The sequence below is a fragment of the Mannheimia sp. E30BD genome, assembly GCF_041807785.1.
GTDB lineage: Bacteria > Pseudomonadota > Gammaproteobacteria > Enterobacterales > Pasteurellaceae > Mannheimia.
The window spans coordinates 1-17794 of the sequence record NZ_JBGTYX010000016.1 but is presented as its reverse complement, the minus strand read 5'-3'; the positions used below and the strand labels follow the sequence as shown (position 1 = coordinate 17794).

Below are 17794 nucleotides of genomic sequence, written 5' to 3'. Positions count from 1 at the left end.
CCATGATTCCAAATTAAAAGAGGTTATTACCAGCTTGCCTTCTTAAGACCCGGAATTTCGCCACGCATAGCAGCTTCACGGACTTTAATACGGCTTAAACCAAACTTACGAAGTACACCATGTGGACGACCAGTTTGACGGCAACGATTACGCTGACGGATTGGGTTTGAATCACGTGGTAAAGTTTGTAACTTTAACACTGCATCCCAACGTTCTTCATCAGAAGAGTTTTCATTTGAAATAATCGCTTTTAACTCTTGACGTTTTGCGTAGAATTTATCAGCTAATTTAGCACGTTTCACATCACGTGCGATCATTGATTGTTTTGCCACGATAACCTACCTTATTTACGGAATGGGAAATTGAAAGCAGCTAATAAAGCTTGGCCTTCTTCATCGCTTTTCGCTGTTGTAGTAATAGTAATATCTAAACCACGTACACGATCTACTTTATCGTAGTCGATTTCAGGGAAAATGATTTGTTCACGAACACCCATACTGTAATTACCACGACCATCAAATGACTTAGCGTTTAAACCGCGGAAGTCACGGATACGTGGAACAGCGATAGTAATCAATCTTTCAAAGAATTCCCACATACGTTCACCACGTAGGGTTACTTTGCAACCGATTGGATACCCTTGACGGATTTTAAAGCCTGCAACAGATTTGCGAGCTTTGGTTACTAATGGTTTTTGACCGCTGATTGCTGCTAGATCTGCTACTGCGTTATCTAACAGTTTTTTGTCGGTCAATGCTTCACCCACACCCATATTCAGGGTAATCTTTTCGATTCGTGGGACTTGCATGACAGATGAGTAGTTGAATTTCTCTTTTAATTCATTAACTACTGTATCTCTGTAGTAATCATGCAGTTTCGCCATCACATTACTCCAGTTAATTAAATTAATTTCTCGTTAGATTTGAAGAAACGTACTTTTTTACCATCTTCAATTCTAAATCCTACACGGTCAGCTTTGTTCGTTTCAGGGTTGAAAATTGCAACATTTGAAGCATCAATTGCCGCTTCTTTTTTCACTAAACCACCAGCTTTACCTAATGCTGGAACTGGTTTTTCATGTTTAGTTACGATGTTGATACCCTCAACAAAAACTTTACCATTTGGTAACACTTTAGTTACCTTACCACGTTTGCCCTTATCTTTACCTGTAAGAACAATTACTTCATCGTTTTGACGGATTTTTGCAGCCATTACATTCTCCTTATAGTACTTCTGGAGCTAAAGAGATGATTTTCATAAACTTCTCAGAACGAAGTTCACGAGTCACCGGTCCAAAAATACGAGTACCGATTGGTTGCTCTGTGTTATTGTTTAAAATTACACAAGCATTGCCATCGAAACGAATAACTGCGCCATCTGGGCGACGAACACCCTTCTTGGTGCGCACAACAACTGCTTTTAACACATCACCTTTTTTAACTTTACCGCGTGGAATTGCTTCTTTCACAGTAACTTTGATGATATCTCCGATAGCAGCGTAACGACGGTGCGATCCACCTAGAACCTTGATACACATTACGCTACGAGCCCCTGAGTTATCAGCAACATCCAGCATAGTCTGTTCTTGGATCATATTAGTGCTCCGTTAAAATAAAAAAACACCCTTTCGGGACGAACCTGTTTACAGAACATAAACAGGGTGCAAAATATACTAAAAATAAAGAAATTAATCAAGTAATTTTTAAGGATTATTCTTGATTTCAATGATCTATTTTTCGTGAATTATTTCTCTACTCATTACTTTTTAACAAGTGGTCAAAAAACAGAGAAAATTTGCAAAAAATTAAGAAAATTTAACCTCTTGTATTGTATCGTCTCGCCTTAGCTACAATTATTATAAAATGAAAAACCCCAGCAAATTGCTGAGGTTTTATTACTTTATAGTTAATTAAGCGATAACTGCTTTTTCAACTACACGAACTAAAGTCCAAGATTTAGTTTTTGAAACAGGACGACATTCCTTAATTTCAACAACATCACCTAATTTAGCTTCGTTGTTTTCATCGTGTACGTGAAGTTTAGTAGTACGACGGATAAACTTACCATATAAAGGATGTTTAACTGTACGTTCGATAGCAACTACAAATGATTTATCCATTTTGTCGCTAACCACTTTACCTTGTACTGTACGAATTTTATCAGTCATTATTCACCCGCCTTTTCGGTTAATACAGTTTTAACTTGTGCAATACTACGACGCACTTGTTTTAACTGGTGGGTTTGTTGAAGCTGACCGGTGGCTGCCTGCATACGCAGTTTGAATTGCTCACCTAAAAGGTTTACTAATTCGCCATTCAGCTCTTCAACACTTTTGTTACGTAGTTCTTGAGCTTTCATTACATCACCGTTTTAGTTACAAATGTGGTTTTGAACGGAAGTTTAGCTGCTGCTAAAGCAAACGCATTGCGTGCAACTTCTTCAGAAACACCATCCATTTCATATAATACTTTACCCGGTTGGATTAGGGCTACCCAGTACTCAACGTTACCTTTACCTTTACCCATACGGACTTCTAATGGTTTTTCAGTGATTGGTTTGTCTGGGAAAACACGGATCCAAATTTTACCTTGACGTTTTACCGCACGACTCATCGCACGACGAGCAGCTTCAATTTGACGTGCTGTTAAACGACCACGGCCAACCGCTTTTAAACCGAATGAACCGAAGCTCACTTCTGTGCCGCCCGCGATACCACGATTACGACCTTTGTGTACTTTACGGAATTTTGTGCGTTTTGGTTGTAACATTCAGTGATCTCCTTATTTACGACCTTTGCCACGTGGCGCCTTTTTAGGCTGTGCCGCTGGTTCTTTTTCAGATTCAATCACTGCAGCCATTCCACCAAGAATTTCACCTTTGAAGATCCACACTTTAACGCCGATTACGCCGTAAGTTGTGTGAGCTTCAGCTGTGCTATAATCGATGTCTGCACGAAGTGTATGTAGAGGTACACGACCTTCACGATACCATTCTGAGCGAGCAATTTCTGCACCACCTAAACGACCGCTAACTTCAACTTTGATACCTTTAGCACCTAATTTCATCGCGTTTTGTACCGCTTTTTTCATTGCGCGGCGGAACATTACACGACGCTCAAGTTGAGAAGCGATGCTATCTGCTACTAATTTAGCATCTAGCTCTGGTTTTTTCACTTCAGCAATGTTGATTTGAGCCGGAACACCAGCAATTTTAGCAACTGCGTTGCGTAATTTTTCAACATCTTCGCCTTTTTTACCAATAACGATACCAGGGCGAGCTGTGTGAATAGTTACACGAATACTTTTTGAAGGACGCTCAATAGTGATGCGTGATACAGAAGCATTCGCTAACTCTTTATTTAAAAATTTACGTACTTTGAAATCGCCGTCTAAATTATCAGCGAAATCTTGTGTATTCGCGAACCAAGTAGAGTTCCAAGGCTTAACAATACCAAGGCGAATACCATTAGGATGTACTTTCTGACCCATTTGTTATTCTCCTACTTAATTAACGATCTGACACAACCACAGTAATGTGGCTTGTACGTTTTAAAATACGATCTGCACGACCTTTTGCACGTGGCATTACACGTTTCATGCTTGGACCTTCATCAACGAAGATTTTAGCAACTTTAAGATCATCGACATCTGCACCGTCATTGTGCTCTGCGTTTGCAATAGCTGACTCTAATACTTTCTTAACTAAAGCAGCTGCTTTTTTGTTAGTGAAAGTTAAGATTTCTAATGCTTGCGCAACTTTTTTACCACGGATTAAGTCAGCAACTAAGCGAGCTTTTTGGGCAGAAGTACGAGCGTAACGATGTTTAGCAATAGTTTCCATCTTTTACCTCTTATTTCTTAGCTTTCTTATCTGCGGCATGACCGCGGTATGTACGAGTCGGGGCAAATTCACCTAATTTATGACCGATCATTTCATCGGAAACATAAACAGGAACGTGCTGACGACCATTATGGACTGCGATGGTCAAACCAATCATTGATGGAATGATCATTGAACGACGGGACCAAGTTTTAATTGGTTTTTTATCCCCGCTTTCCACCGCCTTCTCTACCTTCTTCAACAAGTGTAGGTCAAGGAAAGGACCTTTCTTGAGGGAACGTGGCATTGGTGTTTACCTTTTAGTTAATGAATAAAATTATTTGCCACGACGACGTACAATGAATTTATCAGTACGTTTGTTGTGACGAGTTTTCTTACCTTTGGTCTGAACGCCCCAAGGAGTAACAGGGTGTTTACCGAAGTTACGACCTTCACCACCACCGTGTGGATGGTCTACCGGGTTCATCGCAGTACCACGAACTGTTGGACGAATACCTCTCCAACGGTTTGCACCTGCTTTACCAAGAACGCGAAGCATATGCTCTGAGTTACCTACTTCACCGATAGTTGCAGTACACTCAGCTAATACTTTACGCATTTCGCCTGAACGAAGACGTAAAGTTACATAGTTACCTTCACGAGCGATAATTTGTACATATGTACCTGCAGAACGAGCGATTTGACCGCCTTTACCAGGTTTTAATTCAACGTTGTGAACAGTTGAACCAACCGGAATGTTCCGCATAGGTAATGCATTACCTACTTTAATCGGAGCTGAAGCACCTGCTTGAATCGTATCACCAGCAGATAAACCTTTTGGTGCTAAGATATAACGGCGTTCACCATCTTTATAAAGAACTAATGCGATATTCGCAGAACGGTTTGGATCGTATTCTAAACGCTCAACAACACCCGGAATGTCTAATTTGTTACGTTTGAAGTCAATTAAACGGTAGTGTTGTTTATGACCGCCACCGATGTGACGAGTTGTAATACGACCTAAGTTGTTACGACCACCAGTTTTAGATTTAGAATCTAAAAGTGCTGCGAAAGGTTTACCTTTGTGTAGCTCAGTGTTAACAACTTTAACTACGTGACGACGACCAGCGGAGGTCGGCTTACATTTAACGATAGCCATTTATATTATCTCCTCTGATTACTCTGCCGTACCTTCAACGAAGTCAAGTGATTGACCTTCTTGAAGAGTTACATAAGCTTTTTTCCAGTCACTACGACGACCAACTTTAGCACCACGGCGTTTAGTTTTACCTTTAACAACCACTGTGCGAACAGAATCAACTTTAACTTCGAAAAGTTGTTCAACTGCATTTGCAATTTCAACTTTGTTTGCATCTAATGCAACTTTGAATACGATAGTATTGCCTTTTTCTGCGTTGTTTGTCGCTTTTTCAGAGATATGTGGTGCTTTTAACACATTTAGCAAACGTTCTTGTTGAATCATGCTAACATCTCCTCAATTTGTTTTACTGCATCTACAGTAACAACCACTTTGTCGAAAGCGATTAAGCTTACTGGGTCGATACCTTGAACATCACGTACATCAACTTTGTATAAGTTACGTGCTGCTAAGAATAGATTTTCATCTACGTTTGCAGTAATGATAAGAGCGTCAGTTAACGCCATATCTTTTAATTTTTGTGCTAATACTTTAGTTTTTGGTGCGTCAATTTCGAATTTCTCAACAACCACTAAACGGTCTTGACGAACTAACTCAGAAAGAATACTTTTGATTGCACCACGGTACATTTTTTTGTTAACTTTTTGGCTGTGATCTTGTGGTTTCGCAGCAAAAGTTACACCACCTGAACGCCAGATTGGTGATTTGATATCACCAGAACGTGCACGGCCTGTACCTTTTTGACGCCAAGGTTTTTTACCTGAACCAGACACTTCAGCACGAGTTTTTTGCGCACGGCTTCCTTGACGAGCACCTGCTGCATAAGCAACAACTACTTGGTGGATTAATGCTTCATTAAACTCACGTCCGAAGGTAGTTTCAGAAACAGTTAGTGCGTTTGCACCTACAACTTGTAATTCCATCTCTATCTCCTAGACTTATGCTTTAACAGCTGGTTTCACGATAACATCACTATTAGTTGCGCCTGGAACAGCACCTTTAACTAATAATAATTTACGCTCAGCATCTACACGAACAACTTCAAGTGATTGAACAGTTACACGCTCAGCACCTAAGTGTCCTGCCATTTTTTTACCTTTAAACACACGACCTGGAGTTTGGTTTTGACCAATAGAACCAAGTACACGATGTGATAAAGAGTTACCGTGTGTAGCATCTTGAGTACGGAAGTTCCAACGTTTAACACCACCTTGGAAACCTTTACCTTTTGATGTACCAGTAACATCTACTTTTTTAACATCTGTGAAGATGTCAACATTGATTTCTTGACCTAAAGTGAACTCTTGAGTTTCACCTTCAGTACGAAATTCCCATAAACCGCGACCAGCTTCAACACCTGCTTTCACGAAATGACCTGCTTCTGGTTTAGTTACACGGCTAGCTTTTTTAGTGCCGGTAGTAACTTGAATTGCAGAGTAGCCATCGTTTTCAAGGGTTTTAACTTGAGTAACACGGTTGGCTTCGATTTCGATAACGGTAACTGGAATAGACACGCCGTCTTCAGTGAAAACGCGGGTCATACCAACTTTACGACCGATTAAACCAATCATTGTAATAACCTCTTAAAATTCCCAATTAACCTAGACTAATCTGAACGTCAACGCCAGCAGCTAGATCTAAACGCATTAATGCATCAACAGTTTTTTCTGTTGGTTCAACAATATCAACTAAACGTTTGTGAGTACGGATTTCATATTGGTCACGTGCATCTTTATTCACGTGTGGAGAAATCAATACAGTGAAACGTTCTTTACGAGTTGGTAAAGGAATTGGACCACGAACTTGTGCACCAGTACGTTTAGCTGTTTCTACGATCTCCGCAGTAGATTGATCAATTAAACGATGATCAAATGCTTTTAAGCGGATACGGATTCTTTGGTTCTGCATTAGACCAGAGCTCCAATTAAAAAATTTAGCTAATAAAAAAACCAAACTACCAACTTAACCATTAAATTCAGATTAAGGGAGCTCAGTTAAACCTATGTAGTTCCAAGATTAGGAACATTTTTTACATTACAATATCTGTAATGTCATTTGATAAATGATTACATCAAACGTCTTCAGTTACCTAAAGCTTATCTATAATACTCTTTTTACTATACTTATGCAAGTAGTTTTTACTTTTTATCTTTTTTAACCATTAAAGTAAACATTTCAAGATACACAACTTCCTAAAGACTTCATTTGAAGTAACTCAAATAAAGTGCATTTTCAGATTTTTTTATTCAAACTTTTCGAGCCACTTCACAAATCTAAAAAATCCTTGTTGAAATTTAATCAATAACAGTATTTATTGTTCATAGACCTATAATTACATAACCTTATATGGAGTCACTATATGCAAACAGTCAATGAAATTAGAAAAGAAATCTCTCCACTATTCGAACCTATTCTTGGAGAATTTCGCGTAAAAACCTACTTTTCTTACTATGCAGTTTTTAAAAATAATTTGATGATTGCATTGTATCAAAATGGAGTAACTTATCTGCGTATTTCTCAAAAAGATATACCACCTATTAGCCAACACGCCGAAACCTATAATCTATCTGACGATAAAATAGGATTGCAAAGCAGAAAATTCTATTTTATTCCAAATACTATTTTAGCTAACTCATCAAAGTTGAATTCACTCATTCACGCTACATTAGAAGAATTGCAATCCGAAAAGCAAAGAATATATAACAAACGCTCAACTCAAATTCGCACGTTACCTAATATGAACCTAAAATTGGAAAGGATGCTGAAAAAAGTAGGAATCCTTTCAATACAAGATTTTACTGAAGTTGGTTATATTTCGGCATTTATCAAATTGGTTATGCAAGGTTTTGAAGCAACTGAAGATTTGCTATTCAAGTTGAACGGAGCCTTAAATCATCAATATATTTATACATTTAGCGAGGAACAAAAAAGAGCTATTATGCAAGAGGCTAATCAGGCTTTATATCAAGCGGGCTTTAGAAAAAGATTTAACACCTCCGTTAGATAATGTGATCCATATCATAAAATAGCAAAAAATCAATAAGGAATTGCCTCTGGCAATTCCTTTCTTTTTCCTTTCTATGCTAGTATTTGCCATACCTCTAAATAACTAGAGCTTATTGATTCTAACTTTTAAAACAAGGAGTAAATAATGACATTCCGTATCGAAAAAGACACAATGGGCGAAGTGCAAGTCCCTACCGATAAATATTGGGCGGCACAAACCGAGCGTTCACGCAATAACTTCAAAATCGGGCCGGAGGCATCAATGCCGGCGGAAATTATCGAAGCGTTTGGTTATCTGAAAAAAGCGGCTGCCTATGCCAACCACGACTTAGGCGTACTAGCGGTCGAAAAACGGGATTTAATTGCAAAAGCCTGCGATGAGATTTTGGCGAATAAGCTAGACGATCAATTCCCGCTGGTAATTTGGCAAACCGGCTCGGGTACACAGTCGAATATGAACGTGAATGAAGTGGTGGCAAACCGTGCCCACGTGTTAAACGGCGGTAAACTGGGCGAAAAATCGATTATTCACCCGAATGATGATGTGAATAAATCCCAATCGTCTAACGACACCTACCCAACCGCAATGCACATCGCCGCCTACAAAAAAGTGGTGGAACACACGCTGCCGTGCGTGAAACGCCTGCAAAAAACCTTAGCGGAAAAAGCCGAAGCCTTTAAAGATGTGGTAAAAATCGGGCGTACTCACTTAATGGACGCTACCCCGCTCACGCTCGGTCAAGAGTTCTCTGCCTATGCAGCACAGTTAGCCTTCGGCATCAAAGCATTGGAAAACACCCTGCCACACCTGCGTGAATTAGCCCTCGGTGGCACGGCAGTCGGCACCGGCTTGAATACCCCGAAAGGTTACGATGTGAAAGTTGCGGAATATATCGCAAAATTCACCGGTTTACCGTTCGTTACCGCTCAAAACAAATTTGAGGCATTAGCGACTCACGATGCGATTGTTGAAACCCACGGTGCGTTAAAACAGCTTGCAGTGTCTCTCTATAAAATTGCCAACGATGTCCGCTTATTAGCCTCCGGCCCTCGTTCAGGCATTGGCGAAATTCTTATTCCTGAAAACGAGCCGGGTTCATCTATTATGCCAGGCAAAGTAAACCCAACCCAATGCGAAGCGATGACAATGGTCTGTGCCCAAGTGTTAGGCAATGATGTAACCATCTCTTTCGCCGGCACACAAGGGCATTTCCAACTGAATGTCTATAAACCGGTGATGGCGTACAACTTCCTACAATCGGCTCAACTGCTAGGCGATGCGTGTGTGTCATTTGACGAACACTGTGCAGTCGGTATTGAACCGAACTATCCTCGCATTAAACAACAGCTCGACCAATCGCTGATGCTAGTGACCGCATTAAATACCCATATCGGCTACGAAAATGCAGCGAAAATCGCCAAAACTGCCCACAAAAATGGCACAACACTGAAAGAAGAAGCGATTAACTTAGGCTTAGTCACGGCAGAACAGTTCGATGAATGGGTTCGCCCTGAGGATATGGTCGGCAGCTTGAAATAAGCCCCGACTAAATTAGACAATCTGCACTTTAAGCGTTGGTAAAAACTAACAAATTAAAGTGCAGATTTTTTTACAAGTAAAATAAAAATCCTACCGCTTAACAATCCCCCTCTTTTATCACGATTTATCTTTAAACGCAGTGATAAAACTCAACAATGCCGTTTTTTGCTGTTCAGAGAGCTTATAGATCAACTCAATTAACATTTCATCAAGGGGTGAATAGTTTGGCTCATCATCAGCAACACCATACCTCAACCATTCTGGTTTAACTGATAACCAGTCTGCTAGAGTATCTATTTTATCCTGAGATGGGATAGCTAGCCCATTTAACCATTTATGCACCGCTTGCTGGGTCACTGGCTCATTTAGGTGACGAAGGTTGAAACGCAGTGCAATATCACTGGTTTTAGTGAGCGTAGGCTGTGAATTTCTCAACGCAAACTTTAGACGCTCACTGAATTTTTCTTTATCTGAGGGTATTTTCATAAGGTAAATTATTAGCCTACCGAAAATTTTTCTGTAAACCATTTTGGTTTTATATTAAACTAATATGGTTTTAAATTGGTTTAATCTAGTTTAAAACGTTCAGATTATGTTTATTTAAAAGGAACTCATTATGAAAAAATCCATTTTTGCGTTGTTGATCTCTGTAGTCACTTTAACGGGCTGTGCTGAGTTGCAGAGTTTAGGTAATTCTGTAAAAGAAGAAGCTGTAGGTGTTGCAAAGACCGCTAAAGATAGTGCTATAACACGTGCCAAAATTGAGGCAGGAGCGAAAGCATCACAAGCAACTGGAAAAATTTTAGGTTCATCTTACTAATCTATAATGGCGATAAGAAATTATCGCCATTTGTTTAAGGAACAACATATGAAACAAATTATTAAAATCAGCCTTGTGGCAATGGCGGTTTTCGGTATCACAGCTTGTGGCAGTTCAAATAAATCCGAAAATAGTGCAACTATTTCTCCAGCCGCAACAGACAATCAAGCTAACGCCCAACCAGTCAATCCAAATCAAGGAAGTACCAATAATACCAAGCCATCACAACCAACAATAGCAAACAGAAATGTCGAAACAGACAGTAATGGCGTGGAGTGGCGTAACCGTACTTTGACAGAAAACAGTATTACTGGCTCATATAAAACATTGAAGGTAGTGTCTAATTTTCTAGATGACAACACTTGCACTGGCTATTGTGTGCAAGGTGGAAACTGGATTATTACACCACTTTCAGCCGAAAATGATCACGTTATCATTGATTTCAAAGAGTTAGGAAACAAGGATGGCAAGCCCTATTTCGGCGTACATCAAGGCACATTATCCGATCCAACTATTCAAGGACATAGTGATGTAAGCGGAACAAAAGTACGAAAAACAGAAATAGATTATCTATTTGTTAATCAGCCAAACACCACATACGGTATTCTGCATGATGGCAATACAGCAGATCTTTTTTATCAAGGTTTATATGCTGGTAAGCCATACCCACAAAATGTGATTGAGTTTGTTGTCCAAAATAACCGCAACGAATATCTCAATGAGTTAAAAGGTCAAGCCACCTATCAAGGCGAACTTCTAGCAGTCACAAGAACTGAAAGAGCATCTGGAGAACCTGACACTATCCCAAGTAAACCATTTGTAGATGGGACAGTAACTCTGACTGCTGATTTTGGTGGAAGTAAAAATTTCCTTGCTGCTGATTCTTCAGTTAAAGGAGAAATTCACAGCAATACTCTTGGCAAAATCAGCCTAAGTGAAACTGCCGTCCATAAATTAGCAAATGCGTTTGAAGGCAAAGCCTTTGCGGGAGATTTTACTGGGGAATATAGTGGTTTATTTACTGGTCCGAAACTTGATGATGCCGTTGGTAGAGTGAATCTAGAAAATAAAGAGGCCAAAGCTGGTGAAATGAAAGAATACCACGCGGTTTTCGGCGGTACAAAACAGTAGTAATAGCATATGACAAGCGGTAGCTTTTCGGATAAATTTTGCAAAAACTGTCCAATAACGACCGCTTGTTTTCACATAAAAAGTGCAAATAATTATTCGCCTTTACGATCATTGTTATCAAAAGTTTATAGAAAATTCAAGGACAGAGATTTTGAACTGCTCTGGAAAGTTAGACTCATTTTCTTAAAATAATCTGAGCCACTCTTAACTATCAGTACCTCAATAGTCAAGTCTCACTAAACACTGAAGTGCTATTTTTTTATAGCGAGGGTACTGATTTTGTTTTAGAATGAAGCATCATTTTTTAAGCGGAAAAACCTATGAAAAAACTCATTTTAATCGCATTAGTAACTACTTTAGGCTTAAGTGCTTGCGGGGTCAAAGGCCCACTCTACTTCCCTGAGCAAGCCCCTAAACACGAACAAAAATAATCATTGCAAGCGGTCTGTTTTTGCTAAAATTTTGCAAATTTTTGTGAAAAAGCGACCGCTTGTTGCCTCTTTTTCTTTCAAAATCACAAACACAACGGACTTTCAATGAACCATTTTGAATATAAAAATAACCAACTTTTTGCCGAAGAAGTCGCTATTGCCGATATTATCGAGCAATACGGCACACCGGCTTATGTTTACTCCAGAGCCACCCTTGAACGCCACTGGCACGCATTCAATAATGCGTTCGGCTTGCACCCACATTTAGTTTGCTTTGCAGTCAAATCCAACTCTAACATTGCCTTGTTAAATGTAATGGCTCGTCTCGGCTCTGGCTTTGATATTGTCTCTCAAGGCGAGTTGGAGCGTGTCTTAGCCGCTGGTGGCGAAGCCTCTAAAGTTGTCTTTTCCGGTGTAGCAAAATCGCACAGCGAAATCAAGCGAGCGTTGGAAGTAGGGATTCGTTGCTTTAACATTGAATCGGTTTCCGAACTTCACCGCATCAACGAAGTGGCTGGCGAATTAGGTAAAGTTGCTCCTATTTCTCTGCGTGTAAACCCAGATGTTGATGCCCACACTCACCCTTATATTTCCACTGGTTTAAAAGAAAACAAATTCGGCGTAAGCGTAACTCAAGCTCGTGAAGTTTATCGTTTGGCGAAAACTCTACCCAATGTGAAAATTACCGGTATGGATTGCCACATCGGCTCGCAATTAACCGAATTACAACCGTTTTTAGATGCAACCGATCGCTTAATCGTCTTAATGGAGCAACTGCGTGAAGACGGCATTGAGCTACACCACTTAGACTTAGGCGGTGGTTTAGGCGTGCCTTACAACGGCGAAGAGCCTCCGCACCCGACTGAATACGCCAAAGCCCTATTAGAAAAACTCAAAGGCTACGAAAACTTAGAAATTATTATTGAGCCGGGCCGTGCTATTACCGCAAACGCAGGCATTTTGGTGACGAAAGTGGAATACCTGAAACAGAATGAAGATCGCAACTTTGCGATTGTGGATACAGGTATGAACGATATGATTCGCCCCGCCCTTTATGAAGCCTATATGCAAATTACCGAAGTGAATAAAACCCTTGATCGCCAAACTGCTATTTATGATGTCGTTGGCCCAATTTGTGAAACCTCCGATTTCTTAGGTAAACAGCGAGAGCTTGCGATTGCAGAAGGCGATTTAATCGCAATGCGTTCTGCAGGTGCTTACGGGGCGGCAATGTCATCAACTTATAACTCTCGCCCACAAGCAGCAGAAATTATGGTTGATGGTAACCAAGCCCATTTGATTAAAGCCCGAGCAACTTACGCTGATTTATGGCGTTTGGAAAAATTACTCCCTTAATAAGAGGAAAAATAGATGAAATTATATGGTTTAGTTGGTGCTTGCTCATTCGTGCCACACGTTGCATTGGAATGGGTCAAATTGCACGCCAATCAAGATTACGACTTTCAAGCTGTAAGCCGTGAATTTATTAAAACACCTGAATTTTTGGCATTAAACCCTCGTGGAGCTGTGCCGCTATTGGTTGATGGCGACTTAGTACTTCCACAAAACCAAGCAATCGTTCACTATTTAGATGAGCTTTACCCAGATGCTAAACTTTTCGGCAGTAAAACGGCTCGTGATAAAGCCAAATCCGCTCGCTGGTTAGCTTATTTTAATGCCGATGTGCATAAATCTTTCGTGCCACTGTTCCGTCTACCAAGCTACGCGAAAGGCAATGAGGAATTAATCAAAGCCATTCGCCAACAAGCCGCAGAACAAGTGTTAGAGCAACTTGAAGTGGCGAACGAGCATTTAGAGAGCCATATTTTCTTTGGTGAAACCATCTCGGTTGCTGATGTTTACCTCTACATTATGTTGAACTGGTGCCGCCGTTTAGGCTTAGATTTCTCTCATCTTTCACAACTTTCTGCCTTTATGCAACGTGTTGAAGCAGATAAAGGCGTAGATAATGTAAGAGAACAAGAGGGATTAAAAGGATAAGTACAAATTTGTATTCAGCCCCCCTCTTTAGAAAAGAGGGGCTGGGGGAGATTTGATACAATACTCAAATTTCCTATGAGCGTAACATACTTCTGCCAAATCTCCCCTAACCCCTCTTTGCTAAAGAGGGGAATTTTTATTTTTAGGAATCACAATGTTAAACAAGGTTTCAGATAGCTTACTTGCACCAAGTGGGCTTGAATTATCACACTTAAGCCAAGTGCTTGATCACTTTTCAGGTCGTGATATTGATTACGCCGATCTCTATTTCCAACTCAGTCAAGACGAAAGTTGGAGCTTGGAAGATAGTATCATCAAAGAAGGTGGATTTTATATCGACAGAGGTTTTGGTGTGCGTGCCGTTTCAGGCGAGAAAACAGGTTTTGCCTATGCGGATCAAATCACTCTCAAACAATTAGAGCAATGTGCAGCAGCAGCTCGCTCTATCAGCCAAACAAGCGGTCAATTATTGGTAAAAAATTTCAAAAAAACGACCGCTTGCCCACGCTATGCAGCGATCAATCCGTTAGATACGATTAGCCGTGAGCAGAAAGTAGAGTTACTTCATTTGGTTGATAAAACTGCACGCTCGGAAGATCCTCGTGTTATCCAAGTGAACGCAAATCTATCCGCAGTTTATGAGGAGATGTTAGTGGCAGCCACAGACGGCACATTAGCCGCTGATATTCGTCCATTGGTACGTTTATCCATTTCGGTACTGGTAGAACAAAACGGCAAGCGTGAACGTGGTTCAGCAGGTGCGGGCGGGCGTTTTGGTTTAACGTGGTTCTTAGAACCGAATGCAACGGGCTTTAGTCGAGCAGAATCCCTTGCGAAAGAAGCTGTTCGCCAAGCGTTAGTCAATCTTACTGCCATTCCAGCCCCAGCAGGCACAATGCCAATTGTACTCGGTGCAGGCTGGCCGGGAATCTTATTACACGAAGCGGTTGGGCACGGTTTAGAAGGCGATTTCAACCGTAAGGAAGCCTCTCTCTTTACAGGCAAGATTGGGCAAATGGTTACCTCTGAACTTTGTACTATCGTTGATGATGGCACTGTACCAGATATGCGAGGCTCAATTACCGTTGATGACGAAGGCATACCATCACAACGCAACGTATTGATTGAAAATGGTGTTCTAAAAGGCTATATGCAAGATAAACTCAATGCTCGCTTAATGGGCATTGAACCAACAGGTAACGGCAGACGAGAATCTTATGCTCATTTACCGATGCCGCGTATGACAAATACCTATCTCACCGAAGGCAATCACGAATTTGAAGAGATGATTGAATCCGTCGAATACGGTTTATATGCTCCACACTTCAGCGGTGGACAAGTTGATATTACCTCAGGCAAATTTGTGTTCTCCACCGCAGAAGCCTACTTAATCGAAAAAGGTAAAATCACTAAACCTGTTACAGGTGCTACACTTATCGGTAGTGGGATTGAAGCAATGCAGCAAGTTTCAATGGTGGGTAAAAAAATGGAGCTCGATCCCGGAATTGGCACTTGTGGTAAAGAAGGGCAATCTGTGCCGGTCGGTGTGGGGCAGCCGACTGTGAAGTTAGATAAGATTACGGTGGGTGGACGTGGATAACTCCATCCAATTTGCAAAATTTAGAGAAAATATCACCGCTTGTAAGCGGTAAAAGGAAATAAAATGGCTTGGATACAAATTCGTTTAAATAGCACAGACAAACAAGCTGAAGAAATCAGCGATTTTTTAACAGAGATTGGAGCGGTATCCGTTACTTTTATGGATAGCCAAGACACTCCTATTTTTGAACCGCTTCCGGGCGAAACCCGCTTATGGGGCAATACCGATGTAGTTGGCTTATTTGATGCTGAAACCGATATGAATGTTATCGTAGAAGCATTAAAAATTAGCAAATTAGTGGGAGAGGATTTCGCCCATAAAATTGAGCAAATTGAAGATAAAGACTGGGAGCGTGAATGGATGGATAACTTCCACCCAATGCAATTTGGCAAACGCTTATGGATTTGTCCAAGCTGGCGTGAAGTGCCAGATCCAAATGCGGTGAATGTGATGCTAGACCCTGGTTTAGCATTCGGAACAGGTACGCACCCAACAACTTCACTCTGCCTACAGTGGTTAGATGGTTTAGATTTAGCAGGCAAAACAGTTATCGACTTCGGCTGTGGTTCAGGCATTTTAGCGATTGCAGCACTTAAACTCGGAGCGAAACAGGCAATCGGGATTGATATCGATCCACAAGCCATTTTAGCCAGCCAAAATAATGCGAAAGCCAATGGTGTAGAAGATCGTTTAGAACTATTCTTAGCTAAAGATCAGACAAAAGATTTACAAGCTGATGTTGTAGTAGCCAATATTCTTGCAGGCCCATTAAAAGAACTTGCACCTAATATTATTACTCTTGTAAAACCAAATGGCGATTTAGGCTTGTCAGGCATTCTTGCCACTCAGGCTGAAAGTGTATGTGAGGCTTATAGCTCATCATTTGAGCTTGATCCTGTGGTAGAGAAAGAGGAATGGTGTAGAATTACGGGTAGAAAAATATTGTAAAATAAAAGCGGGCTTAAGCCCGCTTATTTTTACGGGTTTTCAACGTTAAATAACATAGCACCAAACACAAAACTCCTTGTAAAATCCAATAGATACGCTTTACTTATCCCAATTTGAACATCTAAATCCGATTATAGAATAATATCATCTTGGATTTTCCGACATTAAATGGTTACTTCAAGTAAAATCGCATAATCCAAGTAAGGATTTCTCTTTTTTCATTTCAATTTCATTGGCTTTTTCAACCAAAGATCGCTCCAACTGCTTTAATTTTATTTCATCTAAAACTGATAAATTCATAGTGTAGCCTCACTAAAATAGTGTTTAACAGGATTGTTTTCCTTTCTCTGTCAAGAGAAAGGAAATGCATAGTACTATGCAAGGCTGATAAAAAATCAAGATAATAAGCGGTCTAAATTACCCAATTTTTTTGCAAAATTCAGAAATGCAAAAAGCCGACTGAAATCAGTCGGCTTTCTAAATAATGGCAGGGGCGGAGAGGCTCGAACTCCCAACACCCGGTTTTGGAGACCGGTGCTCTACCAATTGAACTACGCCCCTATTGGTAAATTCTGTGTGGTTGTAGGGGCAAATAATGATTTGCCCCTACTTAAATAAGTTGGCGGAACGGACGGGACTCGAACCCGCGACCCCCTGCGTGACNTTAAATAAGTTGGCGGAACGGACGGGACTCGAACCCGCGACCCCCTGCGTGACAGGCAGGTATTCTAACCAGCTGAACTACCGCTCCGCAAATTCATAGATTGATAATGCCCTACTCTCACATGGCGAATCACCACACTACCATCGGCGTTACTGCGTTTTACTTCTGAGTTCGGAATGGAGTCAGGTAGAGCCACAGCACTCTGGTTATCAATCAAATTCTTTCATTTAGTCAGTTTACTAAAATATAGTTTATACTTTCTAATAAACTCACTAAATAAATTAAAACCCGACGATGTTCTACTCTCACATGGCGAATCACCACACTACCATCGACGTTACTGCGTTTTACTTCTGAGTTCGGTATGGGGTCAGGTAGGACCACAGCACTCTTGTCGTCGGGAAAATTCTTTTCTATTTTTGAATTTCTTTAAGTTAACTTCCTAATCTAACTCTTAGTTCACTTTAATAGTTAGATTAACTTCCTTAACTTCGATTGATTTCTTCTCTAGTTTCGTTCTTCTTCTCAATACAAAAACAAGCCTAAAAACATTTGAGCGTTGTATAGTTAAGCCTCTCGGGCAATTAGTATCTGTTAGCTCAACGTCTCGCAACGCTTACACATCAGACCTATCTACGTCGTAGTCTCCAACAACCCTTACAGACTTAAAGTCTG

26 protein-coding genes, 2 tRNA genes and 3 rRNA genes are annotated in these 17794 nt (G+C 40.6%); 9 read left to right on the top strand and 22 right to left on the bottom strand.

Annotated features, from left to right (window positions below; genetic code table 11):
• Positions 1 to 26: 26 nt before the first annotated feature.
• The 15 genes from rpsN to rpsJ form a co-directional block, all read right to left on the bottom strand.
• Positions 27 to 332 (bottom strand): 30S ribosomal protein S14, encoded by a 306-nt coding sequence (gene rpsN, locus ACERCG_RS08995; protein WP_373611699.1) that lies wholly within the window; start codon positions 330 to 332, stop codon positions 27 to 29.
• Between the two features lie 11 nt (positions 333 to 343).
• Positions 344 to 883, bottom strand: coding sequence for a 50S ribosomal protein L5 (gene rplE, locus ACERCG_RS08990; RefSeq protein WP_025236914.1), 540 nt, complete (start codon positions 881 to 883; stop codon positions 344 to 346).
• A gap of 17 nt (positions 884 to 900) precedes the next feature.
• Complete coding sequence (rplX, locus tag ACERCG_RS08985) at positions 901 to 1212, bottom strand: 50S ribosomal protein L24 (protein ID WP_283386706.1); 312 nt, start codon at positions 1210 to 1212, stop codon at positions 901 to 903.
• Between the two features lie 10 nt (positions 1213 to 1222).
• Positions 1223 to 1594: a 50S ribosomal protein L14 gene (rplN, locus tag ACERCG_RS08980; protein ID WP_005711998.1), complete on the bottom strand. Its 372-nt coding sequence runs from the start codon at positions 1592 to 1594 to the stop codon at positions 1223 to 1225.
• A 315-nt stretch (positions 1595 to 1909) separates the two neighbouring features.
• On the bottom strand, positions 1910 to 2167 hold the full coding sequence (rpsQ, locus tag ACERCG_RS08975) for a 30S ribosomal protein S17 (protein ID WP_273749422.1): 258 nt from the start codon (positions 2165 to 2167) through the stop codon (positions 1910 to 1912).
• Complete coding sequence (gene rpmC, locus ACERCG_RS08970; protein WP_005711179.1) at positions 2167 to 2358, bottom strand: 50S ribosomal protein L29; 192 nt, start codon at positions 2356 to 2358, stop codon at positions 2167 to 2169. The genes rpsQ and rpmC overlap by 1 nt, the downstream gene beginning before the upstream one ends.
• Positions 2358 to 2768, bottom strand: coding sequence for a 50S ribosomal protein L16 (rplP, locus tag ACERCG_RS08965; protein ID WP_025218237.1), 411 nt, complete (start codon positions 2766 to 2768; stop codon positions 2358 to 2360). Before rplP ends, rpmC begins: the two co-directional genes overlap by 1 nt.
• 12 nt (positions 2769 to 2780) lie before the next feature.
• Positions 2781 to 3488, bottom strand: coding sequence for a 30S ribosomal protein S3 (gene rpsC, locus ACERCG_RS08960; RefSeq protein WP_373611697.1), 708 nt, complete (start codon positions 3486 to 3488; stop codon positions 2781 to 2783).
• A gap of 19 nt (positions 3489 to 3507) precedes the next feature.
• On the bottom strand, positions 3508 to 3840 hold the full coding sequence (gene rplV / locus ACERCG_RS08955) for a 50S ribosomal protein L22 (RefSeq protein ID WP_005599292.1): 333 nt from the start codon (positions 3838 to 3840) through the stop codon (positions 3508 to 3510).
• A 10-nt stretch (positions 3841 to 3850) separates the two neighbouring features.
• Positions 3851 to 4126, bottom strand: a complete 276-nt coding sequence (rpsS, locus tag ACERCG_RS08950) for a 30S ribosomal protein S19 (protein ID WP_005539416.1) — start codon at positions 4124 to 4126, stop codon at positions 3851 to 3853.
• Between the two features lie 30 nt (positions 4127 to 4156).
• Complete coding sequence (gene rplB, locus ACERCG_RS08945; protein WP_373611696.1) at positions 4157 to 4978, bottom strand: 50S ribosomal protein L2; 822 nt, start codon at positions 4976 to 4978, stop codon at positions 4157 to 4159.
• Between the two features lie 18 nt (positions 4979 to 4996).
• Complete coding sequence (rplW, locus tag ACERCG_RS08940; protein WP_373611695.1) at positions 4997 to 5302, bottom strand: 50S ribosomal protein L23; 306 nt, start codon at positions 5300 to 5302, stop codon at positions 4997 to 4999.
• Positions 5299 to 5901, bottom strand: coding sequence for a 50S ribosomal protein L4 (gene rplD / locus ACERCG_RS08935; RefSeq protein WP_025236920.1), 603 nt, complete (start codon positions 5899 to 5901; stop codon positions 5299 to 5301). The genes rplW and rplD overlap by 4 nt, the downstream gene beginning before the upstream one ends.
• A gap of 15 nt (positions 5902 to 5916) precedes the next feature.
• Complete coding sequence (gene rplC / locus ACERCG_RS08930; protein WP_005818306.1) at positions 5917 to 6549, bottom strand: 50S ribosomal protein L3; 633 nt, start codon at positions 6547 to 6549, stop codon at positions 5917 to 5919.
• 25 nt (positions 6550 to 6574) lie between these two features.
• Positions 6575 to 6886: a 30S ribosomal protein S10 gene (gene rpsJ / locus ACERCG_RS08925; RefSeq protein ID WP_001181005.1), complete on the bottom strand. Its 312-nt coding sequence runs from the start codon at positions 6884 to 6886 to the stop codon at positions 6575 to 6577.
• A gap of 451 nt (positions 6887 to 7337) precedes the next feature.
• On the opposite strand from rpsJ, the gene ACERCG_RS08920 reads away from it, so the two are divergent.
• Positions 7338 to 7985 (top strand): TfoX/Sxy family DNA transformation protein, encoded by a 648-nt coding sequence (locus tag ACERCG_RS08920; protein WP_373611691.1) that lies wholly within the window; start codon positions 7338 to 7340, stop codon positions 7983 to 7985.
• Positions 7986 to 8129: 144 nt separating this feature from the next.
• Complete coding sequence (fumC, locus tag ACERCG_RS08915) at positions 8130 to 9524, top strand: class II fumarate hydratase (protein WP_373611690.1); 1395 nt, start codon at positions 8130 to 8132, stop codon at positions 9522 to 9524.
• Positions 9525 to 9641: 117 nt separating this feature from the next.
• Here fumC and ACERCG_RS08910 read toward each other — a convergent pair whose 3' ends face one another.
• Entirely contained in the window at positions 9642 to 10010 is a 369-nt protein-coding gene (locus ACERCG_RS08910; protein ID WP_373611689.1) for a transcriptional regulator, read from the bottom strand.
• Positions 10011 to 10140: 130 nt separating this feature from the next.
• Here ACERCG_RS08910 and ACERCG_RS08905 point away from each other — a divergent pair, with 130 nt between their 5' ends.
• The 7 genes from ACERCG_RS08905 (at position 10141) to prmA (ending at position 16455) form a co-directional block, all read left to right on the top strand.
• A complete protein-coding gene (locus tag ACERCG_RS08905) occupies positions 10141 to 10344 on the top strand; it encodes a hypothetical protein (RefSeq protein WP_373611688.1) in 204 nt (67 codons plus the stop codon).
• A 48-nt stretch (positions 10345 to 10392) separates the two neighbouring features.
• Positions 10393 to 11475 carry a hypothetical protein gene (locus ACERCG_RS08900; RefSeq protein ID WP_373611687.1) on the top strand — a complete coding sequence of 361 codons (1083 nt, stop codon included), beginning with the start codon at positions 10393 to 10395 and terminating at the stop codon, positions 11473 to 11475.
• A gap of 320 nt (positions 11476 to 11795) precedes the next feature.
• Positions 11796 to 11906 carry a lipoprotein gene (locus ACERCG_RS08895; protein WP_006248213.1) on the top strand — a complete coding sequence of 37 codons (111 nt, stop codon included), beginning with the start codon at positions 11796 to 11798 and terminating at the stop codon, positions 11904 to 11906.
• 105 nt (positions 11907 to 12011) lie between these two features.
• A complete protein-coding gene (gene lysA, locus ACERCG_RS08890) occupies positions 12012 to 13262 on the top strand; it encodes a diaminopimelate decarboxylase (RefSeq protein ID WP_373611686.1) in 1251 nt (416 codons plus the stop codon).
• 15 nt (positions 13263 to 13277) lie between these two features.
• The gene (locus ACERCG_RS08885) at positions 13278 to 13907 is read left to right on the top strand and encodes a glutathione S-transferase family protein (RefSeq protein WP_373611685.1); all 630 of its coding nucleotides are present in this window, start codon (positions 13278 to 13280) and stop codon (positions 13905 to 13907) included.
• 154 nt (positions 13908 to 14061) lie between these two features.
• On the top strand, positions 14062 to 15507 hold the full coding sequence (gene tldD / locus ACERCG_RS08880; protein ID WP_373611684.1) for a metalloprotease TldD: 1446 nt from the start codon (positions 14062 to 14064) through the stop codon (positions 15505 to 15507).
• A 63-nt stretch (positions 15508 to 15570) separates the two neighbouring features.
• Complete coding sequence (prmA, locus tag ACERCG_RS08875) at positions 15571 to 16455, top strand: 50S ribosomal protein L11 methyltransferase (protein WP_373611683.1); 885 nt, start codon at positions 15571 to 15573, stop codon at positions 16453 to 16455.
• 177 nt (positions 16456 to 16632) lie between these two features.
• Here the strand turns inward: prmA and ACERCG_RS08870 are convergent, their stop codons facing one another.
• The 6 genes from ACERCG_RS08870 to ACERCG_RS08845 all read right to left on the bottom strand — a co-directional run.
• A complete protein-coding gene (locus tag ACERCG_RS08870; protein WP_373611682.1) occupies positions 16633 to 16755 on the bottom strand; it encodes a hypothetical protein in 123 nt (40 codons plus the stop codon).
• Positions 16756 to 16940: 185 nt separating this feature from the next.
• A tRNA-Trp gene (locus ACERCG_RS08865) sits at positions 16941 to 17016 on the bottom strand.
• A 113-nt stretch (positions 17017 to 17129) separates the two neighbouring features.
• A tRNA-Asp gene (locus ACERCG_RS08860) sits at positions 17130 to 17206 on the bottom strand.
• A gap of 11 nt (positions 17207 to 17217) precedes the next feature.
• Positions 17218 to 17333, bottom strand: a 5S ribosomal RNA gene (gene rrf, locus ACERCG_RS08855).
• A gap of 72 nt (positions 17334 to 17405) precedes the next feature.
• Positions 17406 to 17521: ribosomal RNA gene (rrf, locus tag ACERCG_RS08850) — 5S ribosomal RNA — on the bottom strand.
• A gap of 161 nt (positions 17522 to 17682) precedes the next feature.
• A 23S ribosomal RNA gene (locus ACERCG_RS08845) occupies positions 17683 to 17794 on the bottom strand; the annotation flags it as partial.

What these genes read in the sequence shown, in the direction of transcription:
- rplD (WP_025236920.1), bottom strand. Translation starts at nt 5,901, where the DNA reads ATGGAATTACAAGTTGTAGGTGCAAACGCACTAACTGTTTCTGAAACT.
- ACERCG_RS08870 (WP_373611682.1), bottom strand. Translation starts at nt 16,755, where the DNA reads ATGAATTTATCAGTTTTAGATGAAATAAAATTAAAGCAGTTGGAGCGA.
- ACERCG_RS08910 (WP_373611689.1), bottom strand. Translation starts at nt 10,010, where the DNA reads ATGAAAATACCCTCAGATAAAGAAAAATTCAGTGAGCGTCTAAAGTTT.
- rplW (WP_373611695.1), bottom strand. Translation starts at nt 5,302, where the DNA reads ATGATTCAACAAGAACGTTTGCTAAATGTGTTAAAAGCACCACATATC.
- rplV (WP_005599292.1), bottom strand. Translation starts at nt 3,840, where the DNA reads ATGGAAACTATTGCTAAACATCGTTACGCTCGTACTTCTGCCCAAAAA.
- rpsQ (WP_273749422.1), bottom strand. Translation starts at nt 2,167, where the DNA reads ATGACTGATAAAATTCGTACAGTACAAGGTAAAGTGGTTAGCGACAAA.
- rpsC (WP_373611697.1), bottom strand. Translation starts at nt 3,488, where the DNA reads ATGGGTCAGAAAGTACATCCTAATGGTATTCGCCTTGGTATTGTTAAG.
- tldD (WP_373611684.1), top strand. Translation starts at nt 14,062, where the DNA reads ATGTTAAACAAGGTTTCAGATAGCTTACTTGCACCAAGTGGGCTTGAA.
- fumC (WP_373611690.1), top strand. Translation starts at nt 8,130, where the DNA reads ATGACATTCCGTATCGAAAAAGACACAATGGGCGAAGTGCAAGTCCCT.
- ACERCG_RS08895 (WP_006248213.1), top strand. Translation starts at nt 11,796, where the DNA reads ATGAAAAAACTCATTTTAATCGCATTAGTAACTACTTTAGGCTTAAGT.
- prmA (WP_373611683.1), top strand. Translation starts at nt 15,571, where the DNA reads ATGGCTTGGATACAAATTCGTTTAAATAGCACAGACAAACAAGCTGAA.
- rpmC (WP_005711179.1), bottom strand. Translation starts at nt 2,358, where the DNA reads ATGAAAGCTCAAGAACTACGTAACAAAAGTGTTGAAGAGCTGAATGGC.
- rpsS (WP_005539416.1), bottom strand. Translation starts at nt 4,126, where the DNA reads ATGCCACGTTCCCTCAAGAAAGGTCCTTTCCTTGACCTACACTTGTTG.
- rplP (WP_025218237.1), bottom strand. Translation starts at nt 2,768, where the DNA reads ATGTTACAACCAAAACGCACAAAATTCCGTAAAGTACACAAAGGTCGT.
- ACERCG_RS08900 (WP_373611687.1), top strand. Translation starts at nt 10,393, where the DNA reads ATGAAACAAATTATTAAAATCAGCCTTGTGGCAATGGCGGTTTTCGGT.
- lysA (WP_373611686.1), top strand. Translation starts at nt 12,012, where the DNA reads ATGAACCATTTTGAATATAAAAATAACCAACTTTTTGCCGAAGAAGTC.
- rplC (WP_005818306.1), bottom strand. Translation starts at nt 6,549, where the DNA reads ATGATTGGTTTAATCGGTCGTAAAGTTGGTATGACCCGCGTTTTCACT.
- rplX (WP_283386706.1), bottom strand. Translation starts at nt 1,212, where the DNA reads ATGGCTGCAAAAATCCGTCAAAACGATGAAGTAATTGTTCTTACAGGT.
- ACERCG_RS08920 (WP_373611691.1), top strand. Translation starts at nt 7,338, where the DNA reads ATGCAAACAGTCAATGAAATTAGAAAAGAAATCTCTCCACTATTCGAA.
- rpsJ (WP_001181005.1), bottom strand. Translation starts at nt 6,886, where the DNA reads ATGCAGAACCAAAGAATCCGTATCCGCTTAAAAGCATTTGATCATCGT.
- ACERCG_RS08905 (WP_373611688.1), top strand. Translation starts at nt 10,141, where the DNA reads ATGAAAAAATCCATTTTTGCGTTGTTGATCTCTGTAGTCACTTTAACG.
- rplE (WP_025236914.1), bottom strand. Translation starts at nt 883, where the DNA reads ATGGCGAAACTGCATGATTACTACAGAGATACAGTAGTTAATGAATTA.
- ACERCG_RS08885 (WP_373611685.1), top strand. Translation starts at nt 13,278, where the DNA reads ATGAAATTATATGGTTTAGTTGGTGCTTGCTCATTCGTGCCACACGTT.
- rplB (WP_373611696.1), bottom strand. Translation starts at nt 4,978, where the DNA reads ATGGCTATCGTTAAATGTAAGCCGACCTCCGCTGGTCGTCGTCACGTA.
- rplN (WP_005711998.1), bottom strand. Translation starts at nt 1,594, where the DNA reads ATGATCCAAGAACAGACTATGCTGGATGTTGCTGATAACTCAGGGGCT.